This is a genomic window from Streptomyces cylindrosporus, from assembly GCF_022698165.1.
Lineage (GTDB): Bacteria > Actinomycetota > Actinomycetes > Streptomycetales > Streptomycetaceae > Streptomyces > Streptomyces cylindrosporus.
In genome coordinates this window covers 716,014-741,100 of record NZ_JALDAY010000003.1, presented here as the reverse complement: position 1 = coordinate 741,100, position 25,087 = coordinate 716,014, and the positions used below count along the sequence as shown (strand labels likewise).

Below are 25,087 nucleotides of genomic sequence, written 5' to 3'. Positions count from 1 at the left end.
GGTGGGCGCGGAGCGGGCGGGGTGTGGCGGAGAATGGGGTTATGGCGGGTTCCGGTAGGGAAGTGGCACGGCACTGGCGGTACGCCGAGCTGCCCGGCGTCGATCTGCTGCGGGCCCGGTATGTGCGCAAGGCGTTCGTGCGGCATACGCACGAGCACTTCGTGATCGCCGCGATCGCCCAGGGGGTGGAGGTCTTTCACCATCGCGGGGCCGATCAGTACGCGGGAGCCGGGACGCTGGCCCTGGTCAATCCCGACACCCCGCACACCGGGCGGGCCGGCGTGCCCGAGGGGTGGCGGTACGGCGCTGTCTATCCGTCGCCCGAGCTGGTGGCGGAGATCGCCGCCGAGACCACGACCATTCGAGGAACGCCCGGGTTCGTCAGCCCGGTGCTCGACGACCCGTACAGCGTGGAGCTGGTGCATCAGGTGCTGCGCGCCGCCGACGAGGGCAACGCGCTGGCCGCCGACACACTGCTGCGCGTCGCCGTGACCCGGCTGCTGCGACTGAACGGCGGGTCGCCGGCGCGCCGGGAGGTGCGGACGGCCGGTGCCAAGGTCGCCGCACGCGCGCGTGCCGTGCTGGAGGAGCGGATGGTCGAGCCGCCGACCCTGGAACGGCTCGCGGCCGATCTCGGGGTCAGCGCGTTCTCGTTGCTGCGGGCCTTCCGGGACGCCTACGGCATGCCCCCGCACGCCTGGCTGACGGACGCCCGGGTGCGACGGGCGCTGCGGTTGCTGGACGGCGGTACGTCGCCCGCCGAGGCGGCCGTGGCGGTCGGGTTCACCGATCAGCCACACCTCAACCGGCATTTCGCCCGGATCGTGGGCGTCCCGCCGGGGGCTTATCAGCGGGAGCGCAAGAACGTACAAGACGAGCGGCGGGGCCTGCTCCTACCGTCCGATCCGTGGCAGAACAGACAGCAGTCGCAGACATAGGTGCCGACGGAGAGAAGGCGGACTCCGCCGTCGTACGGGACGCCCTCGGAGTCGGTGTCGCCGTGGGACTCTCCGGATTCGCCTTCGGGGTGACCTCGGCCGGCAGCGGGCTCTCGCTGTTGCAGAGCTGCGCGCTCAGTCTGCTGGTGTTCACCGGGGCGTCCCAGTTCGCGCTGGTGGGGGCGCTCGCGGCCGGGGGGAATCCGCTCACGGCGGCTGCCGGGGCGTTCTTCCTGGGGGTGCGCAACGCCTTCTACGGGCTGCGGCTTTCGCAGGTACTGGCCCTCCCGCGCGTGCTGCGGCCGTTCGCGGCCCAGTGGGTCATCGACGAGACGACCGCGGTGACGTTGGCGCAGCCCTCACGGCGCAGTGCGCGGATCGGATTCGGGGTCACCGGGCTGAGTCTGTACGTGCTGTGGAACCTCACCACGCTGCTCGGTGCCCTGGGTGCCAAGGCCATCGGGGACACGGACGCGTGGGGGCTGGACGCCGCAGGGCCGGCTGTCTTTCTGGCGCTGCTCGCGCCGATGCTGAAGACCCCCGTCGAGCGGGCCGTCGCCGGTCTCGCCGTGGTCCTGGGGCTGGGCCTGCTGCCCGTACTGCCTGCCGGTGTGCCCGTGCTGGTGGCCGCGCTCGCCGCGCCCGCCGTCCTTTTCCTGGAGGGCCGCCGCAGGCAGGCGCCTCGTAACGACGCACTACGTAACGACGCACAAGAGGAAGACCGTTGAACACCTGGATCGCGATCGGTGCGACCGCTCTCGGCTGCTACGCCGTCAAGCTCGCCGGGCTGCTCGTGCCCGCAGGAGCTCTTGAGAAGCCCCTCGTCCGGCGGCTGGCCGCCCTGCTGCCGGTGGCCCTTCTCGCGGCGCTCACGGCACAGCAGACCTTTGCCGACGGGCGCGCCCTGGTGGTCGATGCACGGCTGGCGGGGGTGGCCGCGGCCGCTGTCGTACTGGTGTTGCGCGCGCCCTTTCTGCTCGTCGTGGCGGCGGCCGTGGTGGTGACCGCGGGAGTACGGGCCATGGGCGGGTGACCGGTGGGCCGGGCGTACGGCTCAGCCGATGGGGCGGCCGTGCGCCCTCAGGGTGCGCAGCGCCTCGATCGTCACCTTGGGGCGCGCTTCCAGGGCCGTGCCCGGTGCCCACTGGCGCCACCGGATCGGCCAGCCGCCGTCCTCGCGCTGCGAGGCTGCCAGGTGGTCCAGCGAGCGCGTCATCTCGTCGTCCGTGAACCACGCGCGTGCCAGCGAACTCGGGGTCTTCGCATAGTCGTGCGGGAAATGGTGCTCGCCCGGGGCGTAGCCGGCTGCGACCGGGTAGCTCGCGAGGTCGTCCGGGTCCAGCGCGGCCAGCCGGTGTCCGCGCACCAGACGGCCCAGACGGTCCGCGGCCGCCTCCGCGCGCGGGCGGTCGGGCGCGGAATCCAGGAAGGCCACGGCGGCCTCGATCTCGTAGGGGTGGGACTTCTCCAGGGACTCGATCGCCTGCCAGCAGAAGTCCGTGGCCCGGAACAGCCAGGCGTGCCACACCTCGTTGCGGTGCAGCAGGCCCACCACCGGACCGGTGGCCAACAGTTCGCTCGGCGGGTCGTCCACGACGGGGATGAACGGGGCCGCCGGGTAACCGCGCTGGCTGGGACTGATCGCCGGCAGCGCGCCGTCCGCCGTGGAGGCCGAGGTCAGGTAGCGGCACACGCGTTCCACGCGCTGTCCCCCGCAGCGCCCGATGGCGTCCAGGACGCGCAGTGCGTGCCCGGTGTGCAGGGGCTGGCTCACCGGGCCGCGCAGATCGGGCTCAAGGGCGTGGCCGTACCCACCGTCCTCGTTGCGGTAGGCGTCCAGCGCGGTCTCCACCGGGTCCGCGCTCCCGTTCAGGAAGTGATGCGCGAAGAGGCGCTGTTCCAGCACGCGCGCGGTGAGCCAGACGAAGTGCTCGGCGCGGAAGAGCGGGGAGCGCGCCGGGGGCGTGGCGGGGAGTGGGGAAGCTCCTGTTTCGGACATGCGACAGACCGTAGGGCGGAAAGCGGTCTCGGCAAGCGGTCCTGGCTCAGGCCCACCCTCAGGGGCGGGATACTGGAGTCATGCGGTTGACGGTCTTCTGGGAGCGGATGGCGGATCACTTCGGTCCGGGATACGCCGACACCTTCGCGCGCGATCACGTGATGACGGAGCTCGGCGGGCACACGGTGCACGAGGCGCTGGACGCGGGCTGGGAGGCCAAGGACGTGTGGCGCGTGGTGTGCACGGTCATGAACGTTCCGGGGGAGAAGCGCTGATCCGCCGGGAAGATCGCAGGACGACAGCTGAATGTCAGACCCGTACGCGAGACTTGATCCGTGGCACCCACTGACGAGACCGGGGAGACGACCCGGCAGGCATCTCCGTTCGGCACGACGCCGCCCGACCGGCCCCCGGCCGACGGCGCCGCCGCGTCGGGCGGCGGCATGCCGCGCTGGCTGCCGCGTGCCGTGGTGCTGGTGCTCGCGCTCTACGCCGCCTTCCAGCTGGGCACCTGGGCCTTCCACCAGCTGACCGGCCTGCTGATCAACATCCTCATCGCGTTCTTCCTGGCCCTCGCCGTCGAGCCCGCGGTGAGCTGGATGGCCGCGCGCGGCATGCGCCGGGGCCTGGCCACCGGTCTCGTCTTCCTCGCCGTGATGATCGTGGCGGCGGGCTTCGTCACCCTGCTCGGCTCCATGCTCGCGGGCCAGATCGTCAAGATCGTGGAGGATTTCCCGGACTACCTCGACTCCGTCATCAACTGGATCAACACGCACTTCAACACGGATCTGAAGCGGGTGGACGTCCAGGAGGGCCTGCTCAAGTCCGACTGGCTGCGCAACTACGTGCAGCACAGCGCCACGGGCGTCCTGGACGTGTCCGCCCAGGTCCTCGGTGGCCTCTTCCAGCTGCTGACCATCGCGCTGTTCTCGTTCTACTTCGCCGCCGACGGCCCGCGGCTGCGCCGTGCGCTCTGCTCCGTGCTGCCGCCCGCGCGACAGGCCGAGGTGCTGCGCGCATGGGAGATCGCCGTCAACAAGACCGGCGGTTACCTCTACTCCCGCGGTCTGATGGCGCTCATCTCCGGCATAGCGCACTACATCCTGCTGCAGATCCTGGGCGTGCCCTACGCGCCCGTGCTCGGCGTCTGGGTGGGGCTGGTCTCGCAGTTCATCCCGACGATCGGCACGTATCTCGCGGGCGCGCTGCCGATGCTGATCGCGTTCACCGTCGATCCCTGGTACGCGCTGTGGGTGCTGATCTTCGTCGTGGTCTACCAGCAGTTCGAGAACTACATGCTGCAACCCAAGCTGACCGCGAAGACCGTCGACATCCACCCCGCTGTCGCCTTCGGCTCGGTCATCGCCGGCACCGCGCTCCTGGGCGCCGTCGGCGCACTGATCGCCATCCCGGCGGTCGCCACGCTCCAGGCGTTCCTGGGGGCGTACGTGAAGCGGTACGCGGTCACCGACGACCCCCGTGTGCACGGACACCGGGGGCGGGGGACGGGGCCCGGCCTCGTCACGCGCGCGAGACGGCTGTGGGAACGACGGCCCGGGGCGGCACCGGGCGATACGGCACCGGTCGATGCGGGGGAGCCCGGGGAGAGCCGCTCGGGTGGGGGAGGCTCCTCCTCTGACGGGGAAGGCCCCTCGGACAAGGAAGGCCCCTCGGGCGGAGAAGGCTCCTCCTCCTGAGGCGTGCGATTCGATACGGCGGCGGGGCGAGTCGGTACGGCGCGGGGAGGGTCGGTACGGCGCGGGAAGGGCCGGTACCGGTACCGCGGCGGGGGCGGGCAGGCCGACAGGACACGGACCGGCGCGACACGGGCGGCCGGTTCAATACGTGAGCACCGCCCACACCCCGGCGCCGATGACGGCCACCACATAGCAGGTGGTCGCCGCCGCCACGATCCGCCGCCGGACGGCCTCGCTCCAGGGCGTGCGGGACAGCAGCCAGGCCAGTGCGGGCAGCACCAGGACCGCGTGCAGGCTGACGCCGTGCAGCGGCTTGAGCGGGGCCGTCGAGTGGTACGCCGCCTCCTGGTGACCGGTGCGGGCGAGCACGACACCGCGCGCGATCATCGCGGCGCCGGAGGCGAGCGCGACGAGCAGGATCGCGAACCCGGAGCGCACCGCGAGTGACATGCCGGCCGGGCCCGCGGGCGGATTCCGGAACGAGGCCAGTGCGAACACGGTGAGCAGCACCACCAGGACACCGCCGCCCACCGCCAGCGTCATCGACACCCCGGTGTCGAAGGGCGTCTCCATGTCGAGGTGCGAGGGCACCCGGCGCCACGCCTGAAGGGTGATGCCGCCGACCTCCACCACACAGTCGGCGGCGAATACGGCGAGCAGCACGGTGCGCAGGCGCGGGCCGACGCGCAGATACGACGTCACCCAGGTGATGGCGATCAGCGTCGCCCCGAAGGACAGCCCGAACGTCACGGGTTTGCGCCACGACACGGGGCCGTCCCAGGGGCCGCCGTCGACGGCGAACACCACCAGGTGCGCGAGGCCGGACAGGATCAGGAGGAGGCCGGTCGCGTGACAGAGGCGCTCCACCGGGCGGGCCTCGGCCCACCAGGTCACCGGGACCGGTGCCCCGCTGTTGTCCCGGCTGCTCGCCCGGCCGCTCTTCTCGATCTGCATGCCCAACAGGCTCGCGAGAGCGGCCGCTCAAGTCGTCGTCCGGACGAAGACACCCGCCGTACGCCACCGGAAGCAGCCCGGCTGTCGGAGCGCCGACATAGTCTCGGGAGTGCCGCGTGGTGCGCTTGACACGAAAATCGAACATCCATTCTTATGGAGGCTCCGGCGAGGCTCTCCATGGGTGATTCGGCAGGTTTTTGACGGAGAAGTACCCGAGTTATCCACAGGCCGGACGGGCGTCGGGGCGCATTGTCAGTGGCAGGCGTTAGCGTCTTTGACGTGAAGCGATCGACTCAAGCAAATCGGGTGGAACCCATGGCAGGAACCGACCGCGAGAAGGCCCTCGATGCCGCACTCGCACAGATTGAACGGCAATTCGGCAAGGGCGCGGTCATGCGCATGGGCGAGCGGTCGAAGGAGCCCATCGAGGTCATCCCGACCGGGTCGACCGCGCTCGACGTGGCGCTCGGCGTCGGCGGCCTGCCGCGCGGCCGCGTCGTCGAGATCTACGGCCCTGAGTCGTCCGGTAAGACGACCCTGACCCTGCACGCGGTGGCGAACGCGCAGAAGGCCGGCGGCCAGGTCGCCTTCGTGGACGCGGAGCACGCCCTCGACCCCGAGTACGCGCGCAAGCTCGGCGTCGACATCGACAACCTGATCCTCTCCCAGCCGGACAACGGCGAGCAGGCCCTGGAGATCGTGGACATGCTGGTCCGCTCCGGCGCCCTCGACCTCATCGTCATCGACTCCGTCGCCGCGCTCGTCCCGCGCGCGGAGATCGAGGGCGAGATGGGTGACAGCCACGTCGGTCTGCAGGCCCGTCTGATGAGCCAGGCGCTGCGGAAGATCACCAGTGCGCTCAACCAGTCCAAGACCACGGCGATCTTCATCAACCAGCTGCGCGAGAAGATCGGCGTGATGTTCGGCTCCCCGGAGACCACGACCGGTGGCCGGGCGCTGAAGTTCTACGCCTCGGTGCGTATCGACATCCGCCGCATCGAGACCCTGAAGGACGGCACGGAGGCGGTCGGCAACCGCACCCGCGTGAAGGTCGTCAAGAACAAGGTCGCGCCGCCCTTCAAGCAGGCCGAGTTCGACATCCTCTACGGCCAGGGCATCAGCCGCGAGGGCGGCCTGATCGACATGGGCGTGGAGCACGGCTTCGTCCGCAAGGCCGGCGCCTGGTACACGTACGAGGGCGACCAGCTGGGTCAGGGCAAGGAGAACGCGCGCAACTTCCTGAAGGACAACCCCGACCTGGCCAACGAGATCGAGAAGAAGATCAAGGAGAAGCTGGGCGTGGGCGTGCGGCCCGAGGAGCCGACCGCGGAGCCCGGTGCCGACGCCGCGGCCGTCACCGCTCCCGCGGACGACGCCGCGAAGGTGCCGGCTCCGGCGGCTGCCAAGGCGGCGAAGGCCAAGGCTCCGGCTGCCAAGAGCTGATCCGTGACACGACGAACCGACTGGGCCGAGTACGCCTACCCGGACGTTCCGCGGGAGCGGGACGGGGTGGGCGACGGGGGATCTGCCGGGTCGGACGGCGATGCGCACGGGGCCGCGGGGCACGGCGCGGACGGGGGATACGACCGCTCCGGGGCGTACGGCGCGGGGGGCTCGCGCGGTCGGTGGTCCGAGGACGGGGCGGCCGTTGGCGGGGAGTGGCCTGACGGCGACGCGGGGGACGACTCCGGTTCGCGGGGGCGAGGTTCGCGTCGGCGCGGTGGCGCGGGGCGTGACGGTGGTTTCCATGGCGCGGGCGGCTCCCGGCGGGGGCGGCAGCGGCGTCGTGGAGAGGCCGCCGACGAAGACGGGGGCTTCTCCTCCTCGTCGAGGGCCGAGCAGGAGGAGCCTCCGGGGGACCCGGTCGAGCGGGCGCGGGCGATCTGTCTGCGCCTGCTCACCGGGACCCCGCGGACGCGCAAGCAACTGGCCGACGCCCTGCGCAAGCGGGAGATCCCGGACGACGCCGCGGAGGAGGTGCTGTCCCGGTTCGAGGAGGTCGGGCTGATCAACGACAGCGCCTTCGCGGACGCCTGGGTGGAGTCCCGGCACCATGGCCGGGGGCTCGCCCGGCGGGCGCTCGCGCAGGAGTTGCGGACCAAGGGGGTCGACTCGACGCTGATCGACGCGGCCGTCTCCCAGCTGGACTCCGAGCAGGAGGAACAGACGGCACGCGAACTCGTCGCCCGCAAGCTGCGTGCCACGCGGGGCCTCGACCGGGACAAGCGACTGCGCCGCCTCGCGGGGATGCTGGCGCGCAAGGGCTACCCCGAGGGCATGGCCCTGCGAGTGGTTCGGCAGGCGCTGGAGGAGGAGGGCGAGGACACGGAGTTTCTTGGGGACGAGGGGGTCTGAGGCAGGGGCCTTGGGGAGGCCGGGGCGACCCCGGCGGGACGAGGGGGCTGAGGCGGGAGGCTGGGGGCGGCTGGGGATGATCCGCCGGAGGGCGGCGGGGCGTCGGGGCGACGGGTCCGGATCCCGGGGGTCCATAGGGGCGCACGCCGGTTCTCTGAGGCAATGAGCGCCGGGAGCGAAGGATTTCCGGAACTGGTGGGCCGTCGGAGCCGGCGCGCTGCGAACTCGCGGGTTTTCGGAGTCGACGCGCTGCGGGCTGGGCTCGCGGGCTACCGGAGGCGCTGCGCTGCGGGCTCGCGGGCTATCGGAAACGGCTGGCTCTGAGCCGGCGGGTGCGTCGGCGGCCTTCAGGGCGGCGTATGAGCCGGCGCCGGCGTGAGTTGGCGCACGGCCAGGGCCGACTGTTGTCAGCCGGAGTGGCTCAGGTGAGGCGTTGCCGATCGGCGAGGCGTTGGCGGTTGGCGGGGCTTCGCGGGTAGGCGGGGCTTTGCCGGTCGGCGGGGTTTTGCCGGCGAGGAGGCTGAGGCGCCGGGGCGCTCGGGTGTGCCGACGTTAAAGCCTTTCGCGTCGGTGGAGCCTTCCTGGATGCGCATCCTTACTTTGCGTTCCCGGAAGGGTGAGCCCGCCCCGGTCGTGGGTACTGTCTGCTGCCGTCGCGGAGCCGCCCGGCCCACTGCGGGCCCGCGCCGCGCAGCCACGCACCGGCCGGCTGCGACCGCATTCATGCCCCGCCGCTCCTCCCCATGCCTCTCCATGCCTCCCCGCTCCTCTCCGCTCCCGCCCTCGCCCTTCCGCACGCCGAAAGGCTCCCTGCCGTGTCCGACTCCGCCCAGCCCCGAAGAACGGCGTCCCGAAGGCCGCGGATCGGGAGACCGGCCCATCCCCTGGCCGCTGCCTCCGCAATGGCCACCACCATGGCCCTCCTGCTGAGCGGCTGCGGGTTGATGGCCGCCGACGACGACAAAGGGGCGACGGTCCAGGGCACCATCACCATCGGGTTCGTCAACGGCGGCACCACCGAGTTCCACACCTGTCTGCAGAAGGCCGTCGAAGATGTGGGGCACAGCAATTTCGCGCGGATCCGTACGGCCGAATCCCGTCAGGACGCCGCGACCGAGCTGTCCAACATCGAGGACATGATCGCCCGCAAGGTCGACGCGCTGATCGTGCAGACGGTCAACGCGCAGGCGCTGAAGGCGGACGTCGCCAAGGCTCGCAGCGCGGGCATCCCGATCTTCTTCACCTCGGTCGCACCGGACGACACCTCCCACATCCTGGGGGCGGTCGTCGTCGACCTGAAGAAGGTGGGGCGGCTGGACGCCGGCTGGATCCAGAAGGACGCGGCGGGCAGGCACGTACAGGTCGGTGTCGTCGCCGGTGCCCCCGGCGCCGCCTCCGACCTGCTGGTCGGCGGATTCACCACCGCGCTGCCCGGCAACGCACAGGTCGTGGCGAACCAGCCCGGCATGTTCGACCCCGCCAAGGCACGCACCGTCGCCGCGAACATGATCGAGGCCCACCCCGACCTGGACTACGCGTTCGTCGCCAACGAGGAGATGGCCTTCTCCGTACGCAAGGCCTTCGACGCGGCCGGCGCCAAGGACGTGAAGATCGTGACCGTCAACGGCACGGACGAGGGCCTGGCCGCCCTCAAGGACGGCCGTTTCTCGGCCACCGTCTCCAACTCGGCCGCGGACACCGGTGAGTTGGCGGTGACGAACGCCATCGATCTGCTGCGCGGCCGTAAGGCGGAGAAGATCGCGAAGACACCGGCCGAGCTGATCACCAAGGCCAACGCGGACACCGCCCCGCTGTACTGCCAGGCCGACGGCTACTGAGCCGGGGCCTCCGGCAGGAGCGGGAGCCCCGCTGCCTTCCACGCCTGAAAACCGCCGACCAGGTCGGTGGCCCGGTGCAGTCCCAACTGGTGGAGCGAGGCAGCCGCGAGGCTCGACGCGTAACCCTCGTTGCAGATCACCACGATGCGCAGGTCATGGCTCGTGGCCTCGGCCGCGCGATGGCTGCCCCGCGGATCGAGCCGCCACTCCAGTTCGTTGCGCTCGACGACGAGGGCGCCGGGGATCAGGCCGTCCCGTTCGCGCAGGGCCGCGTACCGGATGTCCACCAGCAAGGCCTCCCCGGCGAGGGCGGCTTCGTAGGCCTCCTTCGGCTCGACGCGCGCGTACCCCGCGCGCACCCGCTCCAGCAACTCGTCGATACCGACGGGCCGTTCACCCACGTCACCCACCCGGCCGCGCTCTGGTCCCGCCCCGCTCACTGCCAGTCCTCCGGCCGCTCCACCTGCTCCAGCCGCAGCACCTGTCCCACCCGGCTGTAGCGGCGGATCTGCGGCAGCGGCGGGTAGTACGCGTGGACCGACACCGCGTGTTCGTCGGTCGACTCGTTCAGGACCTCGTGGACATGGTGGCGGCCGAAGGCACGGCCCTTGCCGGCCGGCAGCCGGCGCTCCCGGTCCACCCCGTCCGTGAGTTCGAGGGTCTTCCAGCCGTCGGCGGGCAGCCGGGCGGCGAGCGAGTACTCCTTCAGCTCACCGGCGGCCGTGACGAAGGCGCCGACGGACTCGGCGTGGTCGTGCCAGCCGGTGCCCGTACCGGGCGGCCAGCCGATCAGCCAGGCCTCGCTGCCGCCGGGGCCCTCCAGGCGAACCCATGTGCGGCCCTCCGGGTCCAGCGGGAGCGAGGCGATGAGTTCGGCGTCGGCGGCGGTACGTCGTACGAAGTCGAGAAGTTCCGCCTGCGTCGGCGGCGCGGAAGCGGTCGTGGGCGCGGGGGCGGGAGCAGAGGCAGAGGGGGAGACAGACACGTGGCACCGTCCTGATGGGCGTTCGCGGAGGGCGCGCGGCAGCGAAGGGCGGCGCGCTGGAAAGGGGGATGCGAATTCAGCAGGACGGACGACACACGCAGCCCGCATAGCGGACGAGGTCCATATGGACCCTCCGCCACAGGCGCACACAGGTGTCGGTCACGATCCGGAGTACACCATGGAGGCCGGGACCGGTCAACTCACCGTCACTATGTGGACCACACAGTGACGGTGAGTACGGCATGCAGCGGTACGACGACGTCCACGCGCCGCTCGGCATCGGCGCGCTCCGGCCCCGCCGCTACCGCGCCCCCGCCCCACTCTCCGCCCTCGCCGGCCCGCCCAGCGCCGCCTCCGCCGCCGAGTACAGGTCCGCCGGTCGTACACCGCCCAGCGCCGCCACCAGGTGGCCGTCCGGGCGGGCCAGGAGGACCGTGTGGGCCGCCGCACCCGGGTAGCTCTCGGCGACCAGGAGTTCCGCGGGGTGCGGCAGTGCCGCCACCGCGGCCGCCAGGCGGGGCATGACGCCCGCCGTCACCCAGTGCTTGCGGTCCCACACGCCCGTGCCCGGGGCGACCAGCACGACCAGCAGCGCGCCTCGGCCCAGGCGGTCGCGCAGTCGTACGACGGAGCCGTCCTCCGCGGTCACCCGCACGTCGGCGATCGGCGCGCCCGGCGCCGTGTCCACCGGCACCTCGCCCTCGAGGTGCCGGGGCGCGAGCGGCGAGGCGGCGTACGCCGTCGGCCCGCCGAGCGCCCCGCGCCCCAGGTGACCGTCCGCGAGCAGCGCGTCATGGCCCCGGCTCGCCCCGGGCACGTACGCGCGCAGCCCTCCGCCGCCGCGCAGCAGCGGCAGCACCTGGTCGGCGGCGCGCAGCCGCGCGGAGACCGCGCCGCGCCGCTCCGCCTGGTAGCTGTCGAGCAGCGCCTCGTGCGGCCCGTGGTGCCAGGCCAGCGCCAGCTTCCAGGCGAGGTTGTCGGCGTCCCGCAGCCCCTCGTCCAGCCCCTGCGTACCGAGCACGCCGAGCAGGTGCGCCGCGTCCCCGGCGAGGAAGACCCGGCCGGACCGCCACCGGCGGGCGAGTCGGTGGTGGACCGTGTGGACTCCGGTGTCGAGGAGTTCGTACGACGGTGTGGAGCCCCCGGTCCAGCCGGACAGGGTCTCCCGGATGCGGGCAAGGAGCAGCTCGGGTGTGACCAGGTCCTTGCCCGGCGGCAGCAGCCAGTCGAGGCGCCACACCCCGTCCGGGAGCGGGCGTCCGGTGACCTCCCCGGCCGAAGGTCCGGACTTCCGCCACGGCGGCATCCGATGGAGCAACGCCTGACCGTCCCACGGAAGTTCCGCGCGCAGCGCCGCCACGGCGTGTCGCTCGACCGCCGTACGGCCGGGGAAGCGGATGTCCTGCAGTTTGCGGACCGTGGAGCGCGGGCCGTCGCAGCCGGCCAGGTAACTTCCGCGCCACCACGTTCCCTTGGGGCCGCGGGTGTGGGCGGTGACGCCGGAGGGCTCCTGCTCGATGGTGTCGACGCGGCTGTCGACGGCGACCTTGGCGAGCCGCTCGCCGGCCAGCGCCTCGCGCAGGGCGCCGGTCAGGACGTGCTGGGCGATGTGCAGGGGAGCGGGCTCGGCGGCGTCGTCGAAGGTGACCTCGCGCATCACCTGCTTGCGCCGCAACGACCGCCATCCGGCCCAGCGCGTACCGGCCTGCTCCACGTCCAGACCCGTCAGCCGGGCCATCAGATCGGCGGTGTCCTCGCGCAGCACGACCGTGCGCGCCGGGCGCGGTTCGTCCTTGCCGGGACCCTCGTCGAGCACGACGGAGGGGACCTCCTGACGCGCCAGCGACAGGGCGAGCGTGAGCCCCACGGGCCCCGCTCCGACGATGATCACCGGGTCCACGGCGCGGCGCCCCCTGCCCGCGACGGTGTCCTGACGGACGCATGTGAACAGGAAGTTGGAGCAGGGTGCACGATCACAGAACGTATGCAACCCATTGCCGGTGCTTGCGTCAAGTGACGGAGGCAGTGGCGATCATGCCACTGCCTCCGGGGGCCGGTCGTCTTTTCTGATCTGCCGTCAGTTCGCCTTCTGCAGGTCCTCGTGGTCGCCCGGAGCGGCCAGTTCGGCGACCGCGTCGGCGCCCAGCACCGCGCCGGTCGACTTCTTGCCGCGGCGCAGCCGGCCCTCCAGCCAGCTCGCGAAGCTGGTGAGCGAGAAGTTGACGGCGATGAAGATCACGGCGACCACCGTGAAGCTGGCGATGGTGTTGCCGTAGTAGCCGATCATCGTGTTCGCCGACGAGAGCAGCTCGGGGAAGGTGAGGACCGCGCCGCCCAGGGCGGTGTCCTTCACGATCACGACGAGCTGGCTGACGATGGCCGGGAGCATCGCGGTGACCGACTGCGGCAGCAGGACGAGCCGCATGACCTGGTTCTTGCGCAGACCGATCGCCACCGCGGCCTCGGCCTGACCCTTCGGCAGGGCCAGGATGCCGGCCCGGACGATCTCCGCGAGGACGGCCGCGTTGTAGAGCACGAGGCCGGTGACGACGGCGTACAGCGGGCGGTCGTCCGAGCTGATGTTCGTGTACTTCGCGTACAGGGCGACACCGAAGATCATCAGGACCAGCACGGGGATGGCCCGGAAGAACTCGACGACGACCGAGGCCGGGACCCGGATCCAGACGTGGTCGGAGAGCCGCGCGATGCCGAGGACCGCGCCGAGCGGCAGCGCGATGACCATGGCCAGCGCCGCGGCCTTCAGCGTGTTCTGCAGACCCGGCCAGATGTACGTGGACCAGGCCTCGGTGCCGGTGAAGAACGGCTTCCAGAGGCTCCACTCCAGCTGGCCCTTGTCGTCGAGGCTGGTGTACACCCACCACACCAGCGCCGCGAGGGCGGCCACGAAGACGGCCGTGAAGAGGACGTTGCGCCGCTTGGCGCGGGGCCCCTGGGCGTCGTAGAGAAGGGAACTCATCGCTTCACCGCCACCTTCTTGCCCACCCAGCCGAGGATCAGGCCGGTCGGCAGCGTCAGGATCACGAAGCCCAGGGCGAAGACCGCGGAGATGGGGATGAGCTGGGCCTCGTTCTCGACCATCGTCTTCATGAGGGTCGCCGCCTCGGCGACACCGATGGCGGCGGCCACCGTGGTGTTCTTGGTGAGGGCGATCAGTACGTTCGTCAGCGGGCCGACGGACGAACGGAACGCCTGTGGCAGGACCACGAGGCGCAGTACCTGGGAGAAGCTGAGGCCGATCGCGCGCGCCGCCTCCGCCTGTCCGACCGGCACCGTGTTGATGCCCGAGCGCAGCGCCTCGCACACGAACGCCGAGGTGTAGGCGACCAGGCCGAGCACGGCGAGCCGGAAGTTGATCGTGTCGATGACCGACGAGCCGAGGCTGATGCCCAGGGTGTTGTTGAGGCCCAGTGACGTGAACAGGATGATCACGGTGAGCGGAATGTTCCGCACGATGTTCACGTAGACGGTTCCGAAACCGCGCATCAGTGGCACCGGGCCGACCCGCATGGCGGCCAGCAGCGTGCCCCAGACCAGGGAGCCGACGGCGGCGAGCAGCGTCAGCTGCACCGTCGTCCAGAAGGCCCCCAGTACGTCGTAACCTTCAAGAAAGTCGAACACGATCTCCCGCGCTTCCGCGTGTAGGGATGCCCCCGGTGCGCCGCCCGGGAGGCGGCGCACCGGTCAGGCGTTGCCTCAGCTCTTGATGTCGCCGATCTTCGGCGCGGGCTCGTTCTTGTAGCCGGCCGGACCGAAGTTCTTGTCCACGGCCTTCTGCCACGAACCGTCCGAGACCATCGCCTCCAGGGCGGTGTTGATCTTCGCCTTGAGGTCGCTGCCCTTCTTGACGCCGATGCCGTAGTTCTCGTTGGTCATCTTGAAGCCGCCGAGCTTGAACTTGCCCTTGTACTGGGTCTGCGAGGCGTAGCCGGCGAGGATCGAGTCGTCCGTGGTGAGCGCGTCGATGGCGCCGTTCTGCACACCGGTCAGACACGCCGAGTACGTCGGGTACTGCTGCAGCTGGGCCTTGGGCGCCAGCTTGTCCTTGACGTTCTGCGCCGAGGTCGAACCGGTCACCGAGCACAGCTTCTTGCTGTTGAGGTCCGACGGCGACTTGATGGAGTTGTCGTTCGCGCGGATCAGCACGTCCTGGTGGGCCAGCAGGTACGGGCCGGCGAAGTCGACCTTCTGCTGGCGCTCCGGGGTGATCGAGTACGAGGCGGCGATGAAGTCGACGTCACCGCGCTGCAGCATGGTCTCGCGGTCGGCGCTCTTCGACTCCTTCCACTCGATCTGGTCCGCGCTGTAGCCGAGCTTCTTGGCGACATAGGTGGCGACGTCGACGTCGAAGCCGGAGTAGCCGTTCGGCGTCTTCTGGCCGATGCCGGGCTGGTCGAACTTGATGCCGACGGTGATCTTCTTGCCGCCGCCGGAGGAGGAACCGCTGTCCTTGTCGTTGTCGCTGGACCCGCACGCCGTGGCGGCCACGGCGAGGGCGAGCACGGCGGCCGAGGCGGCGGTGACCTTGCGGAGCTTCATGTTGGACATCCTTTGGCTGGTGAAGAGACGAGGGCCGTCGGTGGTGGGGGCTGGGCGGATCGTCAGTGGTGCAGGATCTTCGACAGGAAGTCCTTGGCACGGTCGCTGCGCGGGTTGCTGAAGAACTGGTCCGGCGCGGCCTCTTCGACGATCCGGCCGTCCGCCATGAACACCACGCGGTTCGCAGCCGATCGTGCGAAGCCCATCTCATGAGTGACGACGATCATGGTCATGCCGTCCCGGGCGAGCTGCTGCATGACCTCCAGGACCTCGTTGATCATCTCCGGGTCGAGGGCCGACGTCGGCTCGTCGAAGAGCATGACCTTGGGATCCATGGCCAGGGCGCGCGCGATGGCGACGCGCTGCTGCTGGCCGCCGGAGAGCTGTGCTGGGTACTTGTCGGCCTGCGTGGCCACGCCGACCCGGTCGAGCAGGGCACGCGCCTTCTCCTCGGCCTGCTTCCTGTCGGCCTTGCGGACCTTGATCTGCCCCAGCATCACGTTCTCGAGCACGGTCTTGTGCGCGAAGAGGTTGAAGGACTGGAAGACCATCCCGACGTCCGCCCGCAGCCGCGCCAGCTCCTTGCCCTCCTGGGGCAGCGGCCTGCCGTCGATCGCGATCGTGCCGGAGTCGACGGTCTCCAGGCGGTTGATGGTGCGGCACAGGGTGGACTTGCCGGACCCGGAGGGCCCGATGACCACGACGACCTCGCCGCGCGCGATCGTCAGGTCGATGTCCTGGAGTACGTGCAACGCGCCGAAGTGCTTGTTGACGCTCTTCAGGACGACCAGTTCTCCGGCCTCGGGTACCGCGTCTTCCTTGGCCACCGATACTTCGGTCATCGCTATCGGGCTCCGTCCTCCTCGGTTTCGGAGGACAGTAGTGAGCGCCCGCGACCAGCGTCATTACATCTGAGGGAGATCTGAGCATCACGATCCGATAGCAATCGGACACGTGTCGTAGCACTTGCGAGCGGGCCGCGTATCGGCCGCATAACGGTAGCGACGCGCGGCCGGAACCCGCTTGACTGCGTCCTCGTCCATCAGCGTGACTGCCATGATGCACACGCGCGCGTGGACGCGTTTCCACCGACGCCGATCGTACGGCCGATGAACCGAAGGGAGCCCGGATGAGACTGCTGCTCGTCGAGGACGACAACCATGTCGCCGCCGCTCTCTCGGCGGTTCTGGCACGTCACGGCTTCGACGTCACGCACGCGCGCAGCGGCGAGGAGGCACTCCAGGCGCTCGTCCCCGAGGGCGACGGCTTCGGTGTCGTCCTGCTCGACCTGGGCCTGCCCGACCAGGACGGCTACGAGGTCTGCGGCAAGATCCGCAAGCGCACCAGCACCCCGGTGATCATGGTCACCGCGCGCTCCGACGTCCGCTCCCGCATCCACGGCCTCAACCTCGGCGCCGACGACTACGTGGTGAAGCCGTACGACACCGGGGAACTGCTCGCCCGGATCCACGCCGTCAGCCGGCGCACCGTCCACGAGGACGCCGCGCACGGCGAGGACAGCTCGCTGCGGCTCGGCCCCGTGCTCATCGAACTGCCCACCCGGCAGGTCACCGTGGACGGTTCGGTAATCCAACTGACCCGCAAGGAGTTCGATCTGCTCGCCCTGCTCGCGCAGCGACCCGGGGTCGTCTTCCGGCGTGAGCAGATCATCAGCGAGGTGTGGCGCACCAGCTGGGAAGGGACCGGACGCACCCTGGAGGTGCACGTCGCGTCCCTGCGCGCCAAGCTGCGCATGCCGGCCCTGATCGAGACCGTACGCGGCGTCGGCTACCGGCTCGTCGCCCCCGCCTCGTAGCGTGCACGGGTGCGTACCCGACTCCTCCCGCTGCTGATCGTCCTGATGGCGGCCGTGCTGCTCGCCCTCGGCATCCCCCTCGCCGTGAGCGTCGCGGCGGCCCAGCAGCAGAAGGTCGTCGTCGACCGGATCGACGACACGGCGCGCTTCGCGGCCCTCGCCCAGTTCGTCACCGACGCCTGCAGCTCCACGCGCACCTCCACCGACGAACGCCTGGAGACCCTCAGCAGCGAACTCACCAGCTACTACGGCGTCTACGGCATCCGCGCGGGAGTGTTCTGCCGTACCGACATCCCCATGGCCAAGGCGCCGTCGACCTTCTTCCTGCCGAGCTCGGGCGAGGTGCGCGAGGCGTTCGACGAGGCGAAGCTCAGCCGCCGCAGCCACGACCCCAAGCAGGTGTGGCCCTGGCAGCGCAACCGCCTCGTCGTCGCCTCGCCGGTGATCCGGGACGGCGACGTCGTCGCCGTCGTCGTCACCGACTCGCCCACCGGGCCCATGCGTTCACGGATCCTGCACGGCTGGCTGATCGTCGGCCTCGGCGAGATCGCCGCGATGCTGCTCGCCGTCGGCGCCGCGCTCCGGCTCACCGGCTGGGTGCTCAGGCCCGTACGGGTCCTCGACGCGACCACGCACGCCATCGCCAGCGGGCGGCTGAAGTCCCGGGTCGCGGCCGCGGGCGGGCCGCCGGAACTCAGACGGCTGGCCCGGGCGTTCAACGAGATGGCGGACAACGTCGAGGACGTGCTGGAGCAGCAGCGCGCCTTCGTCGCCGACGCCTCGCACCAGCTGCGCAACCCCCTGTCGGCGCTGCTGCTGCGCATCGAACTGCTCGCGCTCGAACTGCCGGAGGACAATGAGGAGATCGCATCGGTCCGCACCGAGGGCAAGCGCCTCGCCGAGGTCCTGGACGACCTGCTCGACCTGGCCCTGGCCGAGCACACCGAGGCCGACCTCAGGATCACCGACATCGGCGCGCTGACCGCCGAGCGCGTGGCCGCCTGGACGCCGACCGCCGAGGCCAAGGGCGTACGGCTGCTGGGCGACTGCCCGCCGACCACCGCCTGGGCCGACCCGGTCACCCTCTCCAGCGCCCTGGACGCGGTGATCGACAACGCGGTCAAGTTCACGCCGAAGGACGAGTGCGTGCGGGTCACGGTGGCGGCCGACGGCGCCACCTCGACGGTCGTGGTGAGCGACAACGGCCCCGGCCTCACCGACGAGGAACTCGCCCGCGTCGGCGACCGTTTCTGGCGCAGCGGCCGCCACCAGAACATCAAGGGCTCCGGCCTGGGCCTGTCCATCACCCGCACCCTGCTCGCCGCGGGCGGCGGTTCCATCTCGTACGGTCATCACGAGCCGCACGGGCTGACGGTGACGGTGTCGGTGCCGAGGTCGCCGGCGCCGTAGCGCCGTCTCCTACGGCTTGACGGAGCGGTAGTAGCGCCGAGCGCCCTCGTGCAGGGCCAGCGGGTCGGTGTAGATCGCGGTGCGCAGGTCGACGAGCTGGGCGGAGTGGACGTGGGCGCCGATCTCGTCGCGGCTCTTGATCACGGCACGGGTCACCCACTCGGTGAGCCGGGGGTCGATGTCCGTGCGGGTCATCAGGAGGTTGGCCACCGCGATGGTGGGCACGGCGACGCCGTTCTGGATGCTGGGGTAGGCCGACTCCGGCATGTTGGTCGCCCGGTAGTAGCGGGTTGCCCCGCCCTGGGCGTGCAGCTTGGCGACGAGATCGGCGCCGATCGGCACGAACCGGAAGGTGAAGGAGTCCGCGAGGTTCTGGATGCCCTCCGTCGGCAGCCCGCCCGACCAGAAGAAGGCGTCGATCTTGCCCTCTTTGAGATGTCCAGGCCCGACGTCGATGCCGTCGGCCCTGGGAGTGATGTCCTTCTGCGCGTCGATTCCGGCTGCCTTCAGCACCCGCTCGGCCATCAGCCGCACACCGGAGCGCACCGGCCCTATCGCCACCCGCTTGCCCCGCAGGTCCGCGACCGACTTGATGTCCGAGTCGCGCGGGACGATCAGCTGCAGGTAGTCGTCGTAGAGTCGCGCGACACCGCGCAGCCGGTCGGCGCCCGGATGGTTCGCGGCGAGCTCGTACGTCTCCACCGCGTCCGCGGCGGCGATCGTGAAGTCGGTCCCGTCGGTCGCCAGGCGCTTGACGTTCTCCTGCGAACCGTCGCTGGTCAGCAGCTTGACCGACAGGTCGGGCATGTCCTTGCGGAACGCCTTGCGCAGCCGCTCGCCGTAGTCCTGGTACACCCCGGCCTTCGTCCCCGTGCTGAAGCGGATCGTCCCGCTCGGCGGAGCCTCGCCCAGCGGCAGCAGCCACCACACGAGCAGCCCGAGAACGACGAGACCGGCGGCCGCGCCCTGCAGGGCCCGGCGCCTGCCGATCCGGGCGAACACACTGGACATGCGGGCGATCCTGCCAGCCGGGACGCGGTGCTGACCAGGGCAGGCGTCACAGGAACGGGGACGGGACTGTCAGTGGTGATCGATACAGTCGCCGTATGAGCTCATCGCCCGCCGACCTGGTCCGTCAGTTCCACCTTGCCTTCGGGCTCGACGCCCGCACCACCCCCACCGAGGTCTCGCCCCGGCTGGCCGCCCACCGCGGTGAGCTGCTCGCCGAGGAGGCCGCGGAGGTCGCCGAGGTCTCCGTCACCGGCCCGCTCGACCGGCTCGCGCACGAACTGGCCGACGTGGTCTACGTGGCGTACGGCACGGCCCTGGTCCACGGCATAGACCTCGACGCCGTCATCGCGGAGATCCACCGCTCGAACATGACCAAGCTGGGCCCCGACGGCACCGTCGCCCGCCGCGAGGACGGCAAGGTGCTCAAGGGGGAGCACTACGAGGCGCCGGACGTGTCGGGGGTGCTGCGCCGCCAGGGCTGGGTCCCCGGCGGCGCATGAGCCCTACGGCCTGCCCGCCAGCTTCCACTCGCGGTGCAACGCGCCCAGCGGGACGTCCCGTCGCAACACCGGAGTGCCGAAGACCGACAGCTGGAGGCGGAGCGTGCCGGTGAGGTCGACGCCGCCGTAGACCGCCCAGGTCGCGGTGGCGGCCGGGAAGCCGGCCGAGGCCTCGCCGCGGATGTACGGGGCGAGGTCGGCGACGACGCCCACCGCGCCGTACAGACCGACGGAGGCCTCCGCGCCGAGGGCCGCCTTGACGTTCCCGGCGGTCGTCAGGGACGTACGGACCGGGGTGCTCGTCATGTCCGACGAGCTCACCGGCGTCCAGCCCTGGGCCGGGCCGAAGGTGCCGCCCGCCTTGAAGCCGCCCTTGACGTCCTGCGCGACGTCGACCGTGACGCTCCCGTCGCCGCTGATCTGGAAGTAGCAGGTCAGGTCGAGGTTGACGACGACGGGCACCGGGCCGACCTGCAGCACGGGGTCGGCGTGCAGTTTGGCGAACGGGATGCGGACCGGGGTGCCGGTGGAGGCGGCGGCGCGGCCCTTCAGGGACCAGCCCGAGGTCCAGTCGCCGGAGACGCCCAGGTAGGCGGAGGCGGGCGAGGCTCCGGCGCCCTCACCGCCGTACCTGAAGTCGACCTGCGGGGCGACCTGCACATAACCGGATACGGAGGCCTTGGCCGACACGGGCGTGCCGGCCGTGGTCGGCACCTCGGCCTTGACGTCCAGCCGCAGACTGCCGAGCGGCACAGCGGCCCCCTCCGGGCCCACATGGACGTCACCGGTCTTCGACCAGGAGACGCTCACGTCCGGCAGCAGCTTGTCGACGTCGAAGGCGGCGGGGTCGACCGGCACGGCGCCCTTCGCCGTGCTGTCGCCGAGCACGGAGTCGAGGGCGGCGGGCTCGGTCTGCACCTCCGTGCCCTCGCGGGTCTCGCCGAGCACCTCGGTGACCCTGGCCAGCAGGCCGTGCGGGGCGCCGGGCGCCGGGGCACTGGCGATCACGTCACCGACGGCGGCGGGGTCCGGGGTGGGGTCGGCGCCGGGGGAGGGCGACGAACTCGGCGCCTTCTTGGGGGAGATGACGGCGCGTCGGGTCTTGCTGTCGTACGAGCGGACGCTGAGCGTCGTGCTGTGGGCCGCCCGGGCGCCGGCACCGCTTCCCGGGTGGGCGGCGGCCGTGGCTGCTCCGGCTGGGGCGGCCGCGACGGCCCGTGAGCTGTCCGGGGTGGTGCTCGTGTCGGCGTCGCGGGCCTTGGCGCTCGCTCGGCCGGTGGTGTGGTCGGTGGCCTGCGGCGGAGGGGACGAGCAGCCCGCGGCGAGGAAGAGTGCGGCGATGGCCAGAGCAGGCATGAGGGCATGCGAAAGCCGCTTGCGTCTGCGCAAGGTCGGTCCTGAGGGTGGGGGGTGACAGGGAAGTACCCGCGAGTCCTACCGGCGGGTAACTGTGCATGAGCATGCCAGTACTCACCCACCGGAACTTCATAGTCCGCCCACATCTCGATGTGACCTGAGCCACTCTCAGTGTCAGTCCCCGACCGGCGCCCCCGCCTTCGCCGCCTCCGGTGACGTACTCGCCCGTGGCTCGCGCCGCTCCGCGAACCAGCGGGCCAGCGGCTCCGTGTAGCGCGCCGTGAGCGGGCCGAGGACGACCAGGATGAGGACGTACGCCGTGGCCAGCGGCCCGAGCGACGGTTCGATGCCGGCGCTCACCGCCAGTCCCGCGATGACGATCGAGAACTCGCCGCGCGCCACCAGCGCCCCGCCCGCGCGCCAGCGGCCCTTCACGGAGATGCCGGCCCGGCGCGCCGCCCAGTAGCCCGTGGCGATCTTCGTGACGGCCGTGACCACCGCCAGCGCGAGGGCGGGCAGCAGTACCGGCGGGATGCTCGCCGGGTCGGTGTGCAGCCCGAAGAAGACGAAGAACACCGCGGCGAAGAGATCGCGCAGCGGGCTCAACAGGGTGTGCGCGCCCTCCGCGACCTCGCCGGACAGCGCGATGCCGACCAGGAACGCGCCGACCGCGGCCGACACCTGGAGCTGCTGCGCGACGCCCGCGACCAGGATCGTCAGGCCCAGCACGACGAGCAGCAGCTTCTCCGGGTCGTCGTTGGAGACGAACCGCGAGATGACGCGCCCGTAGCGGACGGCCACGAACAGGACCAGTCCGGCCGCGCCCAGCGCCACCGCCAGCGTCACGCTCCCCGCCAGCAGCCCGGCCCCGGCCACCAGCGCGGTCACGATCGGCAGGTACACCGCCATCGCCAGGTCCTCCAGGACCAGCACGCTGAGGATCACCGGCGTCTCCCGGTTGCCGACCCGGCCCAGGTCGCCGAGGACCTTCGCGATGACGCCGGACGACGAGATCCAGGTGACGCCCGCCAGCACCACGGCCGCCACCGGACCCCAGCCCAGCAGCAGCGCCGCCAAGGCGCCCGGCAGGGCGTTGAGCGCGCAGTCGACCAGTCCGGAGGGGTAGTGCGCCTTGAGGTTGGTGACCAGGTCCCCTGCGGTGTACTCCAGGCCGAGCATCAGCAGCAGCAGGATGACGCCGATCTCGGCACCGATGGAGACGAACTCCTCGCTCGCCCCGAGCGGCAGCAGCCCGCCCTCGCCGAAGGCCAGCCCGGCGAGCAGATAGAGCGGGATCGGCGACAGCCGGAAGCGCCCGGCGAACCGGCCGAGCAGGCCGAGGCCGAGGAGGATGGAACCGAACTCGATCAACAGGACCGCGGAGTGCACGAATTCACTCCCGCCCGAGTATCGCCGCGGCGGCGTCGACGCCCTCGCGCGTGCCGACGACGATCAGGATGTCGCCGCCCGCCAGCCGGAAGTCGGGCGCCGGGGACGGAATCGCCTCCGCCCGGCGCAGCACCGCCACCACGGAGGCGCCGGTCTCGGTGCGCATCCGGGTCTCGCCGAGCACCCGGCCGTTGAAGCGCGAGGCGGCGGCCACCTCGATCCGCTCGGCGACCAGTCCCAGGTCGGAGGCGTAGAGCAGGCTCGCGCTGTGGTGGGACGGCTTCAGCGCGTCGATCAGCGCGCCCGCCTCGGAGCCGGTCAGCCGCAGCGACTGGGCGCAGGAGTCGGGGTCGTCGGCGCGGTACACGTTCACCGTGCGGGCGCCGTCCCGGTGCGCCACCACGGACAGCTGGCGCCCGTCCCGGGTCACCAGGTCGTACTGGACTCCGATGCCCGGCAGCGGTGTCGCCCTCAGACGTGGCGCAGACACGTTTCTCCCCTTTGTTCCGTTGGTGGGCCGTGATCACCCTCGGCCGCAACGCATGCTGCCATCCGCCCGTACGGTGGCGACATGGGTGACAGCACGGATATACGCGGCCGGGAGCGGACGGAGAGGGTGACCGAAGCGGTGGCGAAAGCCCAGGCCGCGAAGGAGAAGAGGATGGGGAGGAGAACCGTGTCGCTGTTCTGGCGGATCTTCTCCCTCAACGCCTTCGGCCTGGTGCTGGCCGCCGCCCTGCTGCTCGGCCCGGTCACCGTCTCCACGCCCGTGCTGCCCGCCGAGGCCCTGGTCGTCGTCGCGGGCCTCGCCGCGCTCCTGGCCGGCAACGCGGTCGTGCTGCGCGTCGGACTCGCCCCGCTGCGCCGCCTAGGCAGCGCCATGACCACGGCCGACCTGCTGCGCCCCGGCGCCCGCGCGGTCGTCGCCGGCCCCGCGGAGGCGGCCGAGCTGATCACGACGTACAACACGATGCTCGACCGTTTGGAAAGCGAACGCACTGCCGGAGCGGCCCGGGCGCTGTCCGCGCAGGAGCGTGAACGGCGCCGCATCGCGCGGGAGTTGCACGACGAGGTCGGCCAGACCCTGACCGCGGTCCTGCTCCAGCTCAAGCGCGTCGCCGACCGCGCCCCCGACGAGCTGCGCGAAGAGGTCACCCAGGCCCAGGAGGCCACCCGGGCCGGTCTCGACGAGATCCGCCGCATCGCGCGCCGGCTGCGCCCCGGCGTACTGGAGGAGCTCGGCCTGGCCAGCGCGGTGCGTTCGCTGGCGGCCGAGTTCACCACGCGCGGGCTGACGGTACGGCACCACGTCCCGGGCGATCTGCCCCCGCTGACCGAGGAGTCGGAACTGGTGGTCTACCGCGTCGCCCAGGAGGGCCTCACCAACACGGCCCGCCACGCGGGCGCAGACCGCGCGGAGATCAGCCTCGCCCGGGTCGCCGGCGGCGTCGAACTCCTCGTCAGGGACAACGGCAGGGGCCTCGGTACGGCCCCGGAGGGCGCCGGGATACGGGGGATGCGCGAACGGGCCCTGCTGGTCGGAGCCGAGCTCTCGCTGCTGCCGGGCCCCGAGGACGGCACGGACGTACGCCTGCGCGTACCGCTAGCCGCGGGGGCACGGCAGTGATCCGCATCCTTCTCGCCGACGACCACGCGCTCGTACGCCGCGGGGTCCGCCTCATCCTGGACGGCGAACCGGACCTCACGGTCGTCGCCGAGGCCGGGGACGGCGCGGAGGCGGTCGAGCTGGCACGCGCGCGTGAAGTCGATCTCGCCGTCCTGGACATCGCCATGCCCCGCCAGACCGGCCTCCAAGCGGCCCGCGAACTTTCCCGGCGGCTGCCCGGCCTGCGCACGCTGGTGCTGACCATGTACGACAACGAGCAGTACTTCTTCGAGGCCCTGAAGGCCGGGGCCAGCGGTTATGTCCTCAAGTCGGTCGCCGACCGCGACCTGGTGGAGGCGTGCCGGGCGGCGATGCGCGACGAGCCCTTCGTGTATCCGGGCGCCGAGCGCGCCCTGGTGCGCTCGTATCTGGAGCGGCTGCGCCGGGGCGACGACCTGCCGGCCCGGGCGGTCACCGAGCGCGAGGAGGAGATCCTCAAGCTGGTGGCCGAGGGCCACACCTCCAAGGAGATCGCCGACCTGCTCTTCATCAGCGCGAAGACGGTCGAGCGCCACCGCGCCAACCTGCTCCACAAGCTCGGCATGCGCGACCGCCTGGAGCTCACCCGCTACGCGATCCGTGCCGGTCTGATCGAACCCTGAGACCCCTGGCGGCC

General features: G+C 71.3%; 27 protein-coding genes. 13 read left to right on the top strand and 14 right to left on the bottom strand.

What is annotated here, in order from left to right; translation table 11 throughout:
* The first annotated feature begins 41 nt into the window (after nucleotides 1–41).
* Genes MQP27_RS12650 through MQP27_RS12640 form a run of 3 tightly spaced genes read left to right on the top strand, consistent with a single transcriptional unit; the run spans nucleotide 42 to nucleotide 1,971 of the window.
* Nucleotides 42–938, top strand: a complete 897-nt coding sequence (locus MQP27_RS12650; protein ID WP_242765018.1) for an AraC family transcriptional regulator — start codon at nucleotides 42–44, stop codon at nucleotides 936–938.
* A complete protein-coding gene (locus tag MQP27_RS12645) occupies nucleotides 908–1,666 on the top strand; it encodes an AzlC family ABC transporter permease (protein ID WP_242765016.1) in 759 nt (252 codons plus the stop codon). The genes MQP27_RS12650 and MQP27_RS12645 overlap by 31 nt, the downstream gene beginning before the upstream one ends.
* Nucleotides 1,663–1,971 (top strand): AzlD domain-containing protein, encoded by a 309-nt coding sequence (locus tag MQP27_RS12640; RefSeq protein ID WP_242765013.1) that lies wholly within the window; start codon nucleotides 1,663–1,665, stop codon nucleotides 1,969–1,971. Before MQP27_RS12645 ends, MQP27_RS12640 begins: the two co-directional genes overlap by 4 nt.
* 21 nt (nucleotides 1,972–1,992) lie before the next feature.
* On the opposite strand, the gene MQP27_RS12635 is transcribed toward MQP27_RS12640, so the two are convergent.
* On the bottom strand, nucleotides 1,993–2,937 hold the full coding sequence (locus MQP27_RS12635) for a hypothetical protein (protein WP_242765011.1): 945 nt from the start codon (nucleotides 2,935–2,937) through the stop codon (nucleotides 1,993–1,995).
* An 80-nt stretch (nucleotides 2,938–3,017) separates the two neighbouring features.
* On the opposite strand from MQP27_RS12635, the gene MQP27_RS12630 reads away from it, so the two are divergent.
* A complete protein-coding gene (locus MQP27_RS12630; RefSeq protein WP_242765009.1) occupies nucleotides 3,018–3,212 on the top strand; it encodes a DUF3046 domain-containing protein in 195 nt (64 codons plus the stop codon).
* Between the two features lie 60 nt (nucleotides 3,213–3,272).
* Entirely contained in the window at nucleotides 3,273–4,634 is a 1,362-nt protein-coding gene (locus MQP27_RS12625; protein ID WP_242765007.1) for an AI-2E family transporter, read from the top strand.
* 141 nt (nucleotides 4,635–4,775) lie between these two features.
* Here the strand turns inward: MQP27_RS12625 and MQP27_RS12620 are convergent, their stop codons facing one another.
* The gene (locus MQP27_RS12620) at nucleotides 4,776–5,588 is read right to left on the bottom strand and encodes a hypothetical protein (RefSeq protein ID WP_242765005.1); all 813 of its coding nucleotides are present in this window, start codon (nucleotides 5,586–5,588) and stop codon (nucleotides 4,776–4,778) included.
* 315 nt (nucleotides 5,589–5,903) lie between these two features.
* Between MQP27_RS12620 and recA the strand changes: the two genes are divergently transcribed.
* From recA to MQP27_RS12605, 3 genes are all read left to right on the top strand, one after another.
* Nucleotides 5,904–7,031: a recombinase RecA gene (gene recA / locus MQP27_RS12615; protein WP_242765003.1), complete on the top strand. Its 1,128-nt coding sequence runs from the start codon at nucleotides 5,904–5,906 to the stop codon at nucleotides 7,029–7,031.
* A gap of 3 nt (nucleotides 7,032–7,034) precedes the next feature.
* A complete protein-coding gene (gene recX, locus MQP27_RS12610; RefSeq protein ID WP_242765001.1) occupies nucleotides 7,035–7,943 on the top strand; it encodes a recombination regulator RecX in 909 nt (302 codons plus the stop codon).
* 902 nt (nucleotides 7,944–8,845) lie between these two features.
* Nucleotides 8,846–9,781 carry a sugar ABC transporter substrate-binding protein gene (locus MQP27_RS12605; RefSeq protein WP_242764999.1) on the top strand — a complete coding sequence of 312 codons (936 nt, stop codon included), beginning with the start codon at nucleotides 8,846–8,848 and terminating at the stop codon, nucleotides 9,779–9,781.
* Here MQP27_RS12605 and MQP27_RS12600 read toward each other — a convergent pair.
* The 8 genes from MQP27_RS12600 to MQP27_RS12570 form a co-directional block, all read right to left on the bottom strand.
* Nucleotides 9,775–10,221, bottom strand: a complete 447-nt coding sequence (locus MQP27_RS12600) for a rhodanese-like domain-containing protein (protein ID WP_242764997.1) — start codon at nucleotides 10,219–10,221, stop codon at nucleotides 9,775–9,777. The two genes, MQP27_RS12605 and MQP27_RS12600, sit on opposite strands and share 7 nt — an antisense overlap.
* Nucleotides 10,218–10,766: a cupin domain-containing protein gene (locus MQP27_RS12595; RefSeq protein ID WP_242764995.1), complete on the bottom strand. Its 549-nt coding sequence runs from the start codon at nucleotides 10,764–10,766 to the stop codon at nucleotides 10,218–10,220. The genes MQP27_RS12600 and MQP27_RS12595 overlap by 4 nt, the downstream gene beginning before the upstream one ends.
* Nucleotides 10,767–10,842: 76 nt before the next feature.
* Nucleotides 10,843–11,010: a putative leader peptide gene (locus tag MQP27_RS51620; RefSeq protein WP_372511174.1), complete on the bottom strand. Its 168-nt coding sequence runs from the start codon at nucleotides 11,008–11,010 to the stop codon at nucleotides 10,843–10,845.
* Nucleotides 11,011–11,067: 57 nt separating this feature from the next.
* Nucleotides 11,068–12,666: an FAD-dependent monooxygenase gene (locus tag MQP27_RS12590; RefSeq protein ID WP_242764993.1), complete on the bottom strand. Its 1,599-nt coding sequence runs from the start codon at nucleotides 12,664–12,666 to the stop codon at nucleotides 11,068–11,070.
* Between the two features lie 177 nt (nucleotides 12,667–12,843).
* Entirely contained in the window at nucleotides 12,844–13,743 is a 900-nt protein-coding gene (locus tag MQP27_RS12585) for an amino acid ABC transporter permease (RefSeq protein WP_242764991.1), read from the bottom strand.
* Nucleotides 13,740–14,405: an amino acid ABC transporter permease gene (locus MQP27_RS12580; protein WP_242764989.1), complete on the bottom strand. Its 666-nt coding sequence runs from the start codon at nucleotides 14,403–14,405 to the stop codon at nucleotides 13,740–13,742. Before MQP27_RS12580 ends, MQP27_RS12585 begins: the two co-directional genes overlap by 4 nt.
* Before the next feature lie 75 nt (nucleotides 14,406–14,480).
* Nucleotides 14,481–15,323 carry a glutamate ABC transporter substrate-binding protein gene (locus MQP27_RS12575; protein WP_242764987.1) on the bottom strand — a complete coding sequence of 281 codons (843 nt, stop codon included), beginning with the start codon at nucleotides 15,321–15,323 and terminating at the stop codon, nucleotides 14,481–14,483.
* A gap of 62 nt (nucleotides 15,324–15,385) precedes the next feature.
* A complete protein-coding gene (locus tag MQP27_RS12570; protein WP_242764985.1) occupies nucleotides 15,386–16,165 on the bottom strand; it encodes an amino acid ABC transporter ATP-binding protein in 780 nt (259 codons plus the stop codon).
* Nucleotides 16,166–16,452: 287 nt separating this feature from the next.
* Between MQP27_RS12570 and MQP27_RS12565 the strand changes: the two genes are divergently transcribed.
* Together MQP27_RS12565 and MQP27_RS12560 are read left to right on the top strand one after the other, a co-directional pair.
* Complete coding sequence (locus tag MQP27_RS12565; RefSeq protein ID WP_242764983.1) at nucleotides 16,453–17,139, top strand: response regulator transcription factor; 687 nt, start codon at nucleotides 16,453–16,455, stop codon at nucleotides 17,137–17,139.
* A gap of 9 nt (nucleotides 17,140–17,148) precedes the next feature.
* The gene (locus MQP27_RS12560; protein WP_242764981.1) at nucleotides 17,149–18,549 is read left to right on the top strand and encodes a sensor histidine kinase; all 1,401 of its coding nucleotides are present in this window, start codon (nucleotides 17,149–17,151) and stop codon (nucleotides 18,547–18,549) included.
* A gap of 9 nt (nucleotides 18,550–18,558) precedes the next feature.
* On the opposite strand, the gene MQP27_RS12555 is transcribed toward MQP27_RS12560, so the two are convergent.
* Nucleotides 18,559–19,560: a TAXI family TRAP transporter solute-binding subunit gene (locus MQP27_RS12555; RefSeq protein WP_242764979.1), complete on the bottom strand. Its 1,002-nt coding sequence runs from the start codon at nucleotides 19,558–19,560 to the stop codon at nucleotides 18,559–18,561.
* Between the two features lie 95 nt (nucleotides 19,561–19,655).
* Between MQP27_RS12555 and MQP27_RS12550 the strand changes: the two genes are divergently transcribed.
* The gene (locus MQP27_RS12550) at nucleotides 19,656–20,060 is read left to right on the top strand and encodes a pyrophosphohydrolase domain-containing protein (protein WP_242764977.1); all 405 of its coding nucleotides are present in this window, start codon (nucleotides 19,656–19,658) and stop codon (nucleotides 20,058–20,060) included.
* A gap of 3 nt (nucleotides 20,061–20,063) precedes the next feature.
* Here MQP27_RS12550 and MQP27_RS12545 read toward each other — a convergent pair whose 3' ends face one another.
* From MQP27_RS12545 to MQP27_RS12535, 3 genes are all read right to left on the bottom strand, one after another.
* Nucleotides 20,064–21,416, bottom strand: a complete 1,353-nt coding sequence (locus MQP27_RS12545) for a hypothetical protein (protein WP_242764975.1) — start codon at nucleotides 21,414–21,416, stop codon at nucleotides 20,064–20,066.
* 174 nt (nucleotides 21,417–21,590) lie between these two features.
* The gene (locus tag MQP27_RS12540) at nucleotides 21,591–22,805 is read right to left on the bottom strand and encodes a cation:proton antiporter (RefSeq protein ID WP_242764973.1); all 1,215 of its coding nucleotides are present in this window, start codon (nucleotides 22,803–22,805) and stop codon (nucleotides 21,591–21,593) included.
* A 4-nt stretch (nucleotides 22,806–22,809) separates the two neighbouring features.
* Nucleotides 22,810–23,295 carry a cation:proton antiporter regulatory subunit gene (locus MQP27_RS12535; protein ID WP_242764971.1) on the bottom strand — a complete coding sequence of 162 codons (486 nt, stop codon included), beginning with the start codon at nucleotides 23,293–23,295 and terminating at the stop codon, nucleotides 22,810–22,812.
* 81 nt (nucleotides 23,296–23,376) lie between these two features.
* On the opposite strand from MQP27_RS12535, the gene MQP27_RS12530 reads away from it, so the two are divergent.
* Together MQP27_RS12530 and MQP27_RS12525 are read left to right on the top strand one after the other, a co-directional pair.
* Nucleotides 23,377–24,432, top strand: a complete 1,056-nt coding sequence (locus MQP27_RS12530; protein WP_242764969.1) for a sensor histidine kinase — start codon at nucleotides 23,377–23,379, stop codon at nucleotides 24,430–24,432.
* Nucleotides 24,429–25,073, top strand: coding sequence for a response regulator (locus MQP27_RS12525; protein WP_242764967.1), 645 nt, complete (start codon nucleotides 24,429–24,431; stop codon nucleotides 25,071–25,073). Before MQP27_RS12530 ends, MQP27_RS12525 begins: the two co-directional genes overlap by 4 nt.
* Nucleotides 25,074–25,087 lie beyond the last annotated feature (14 nt).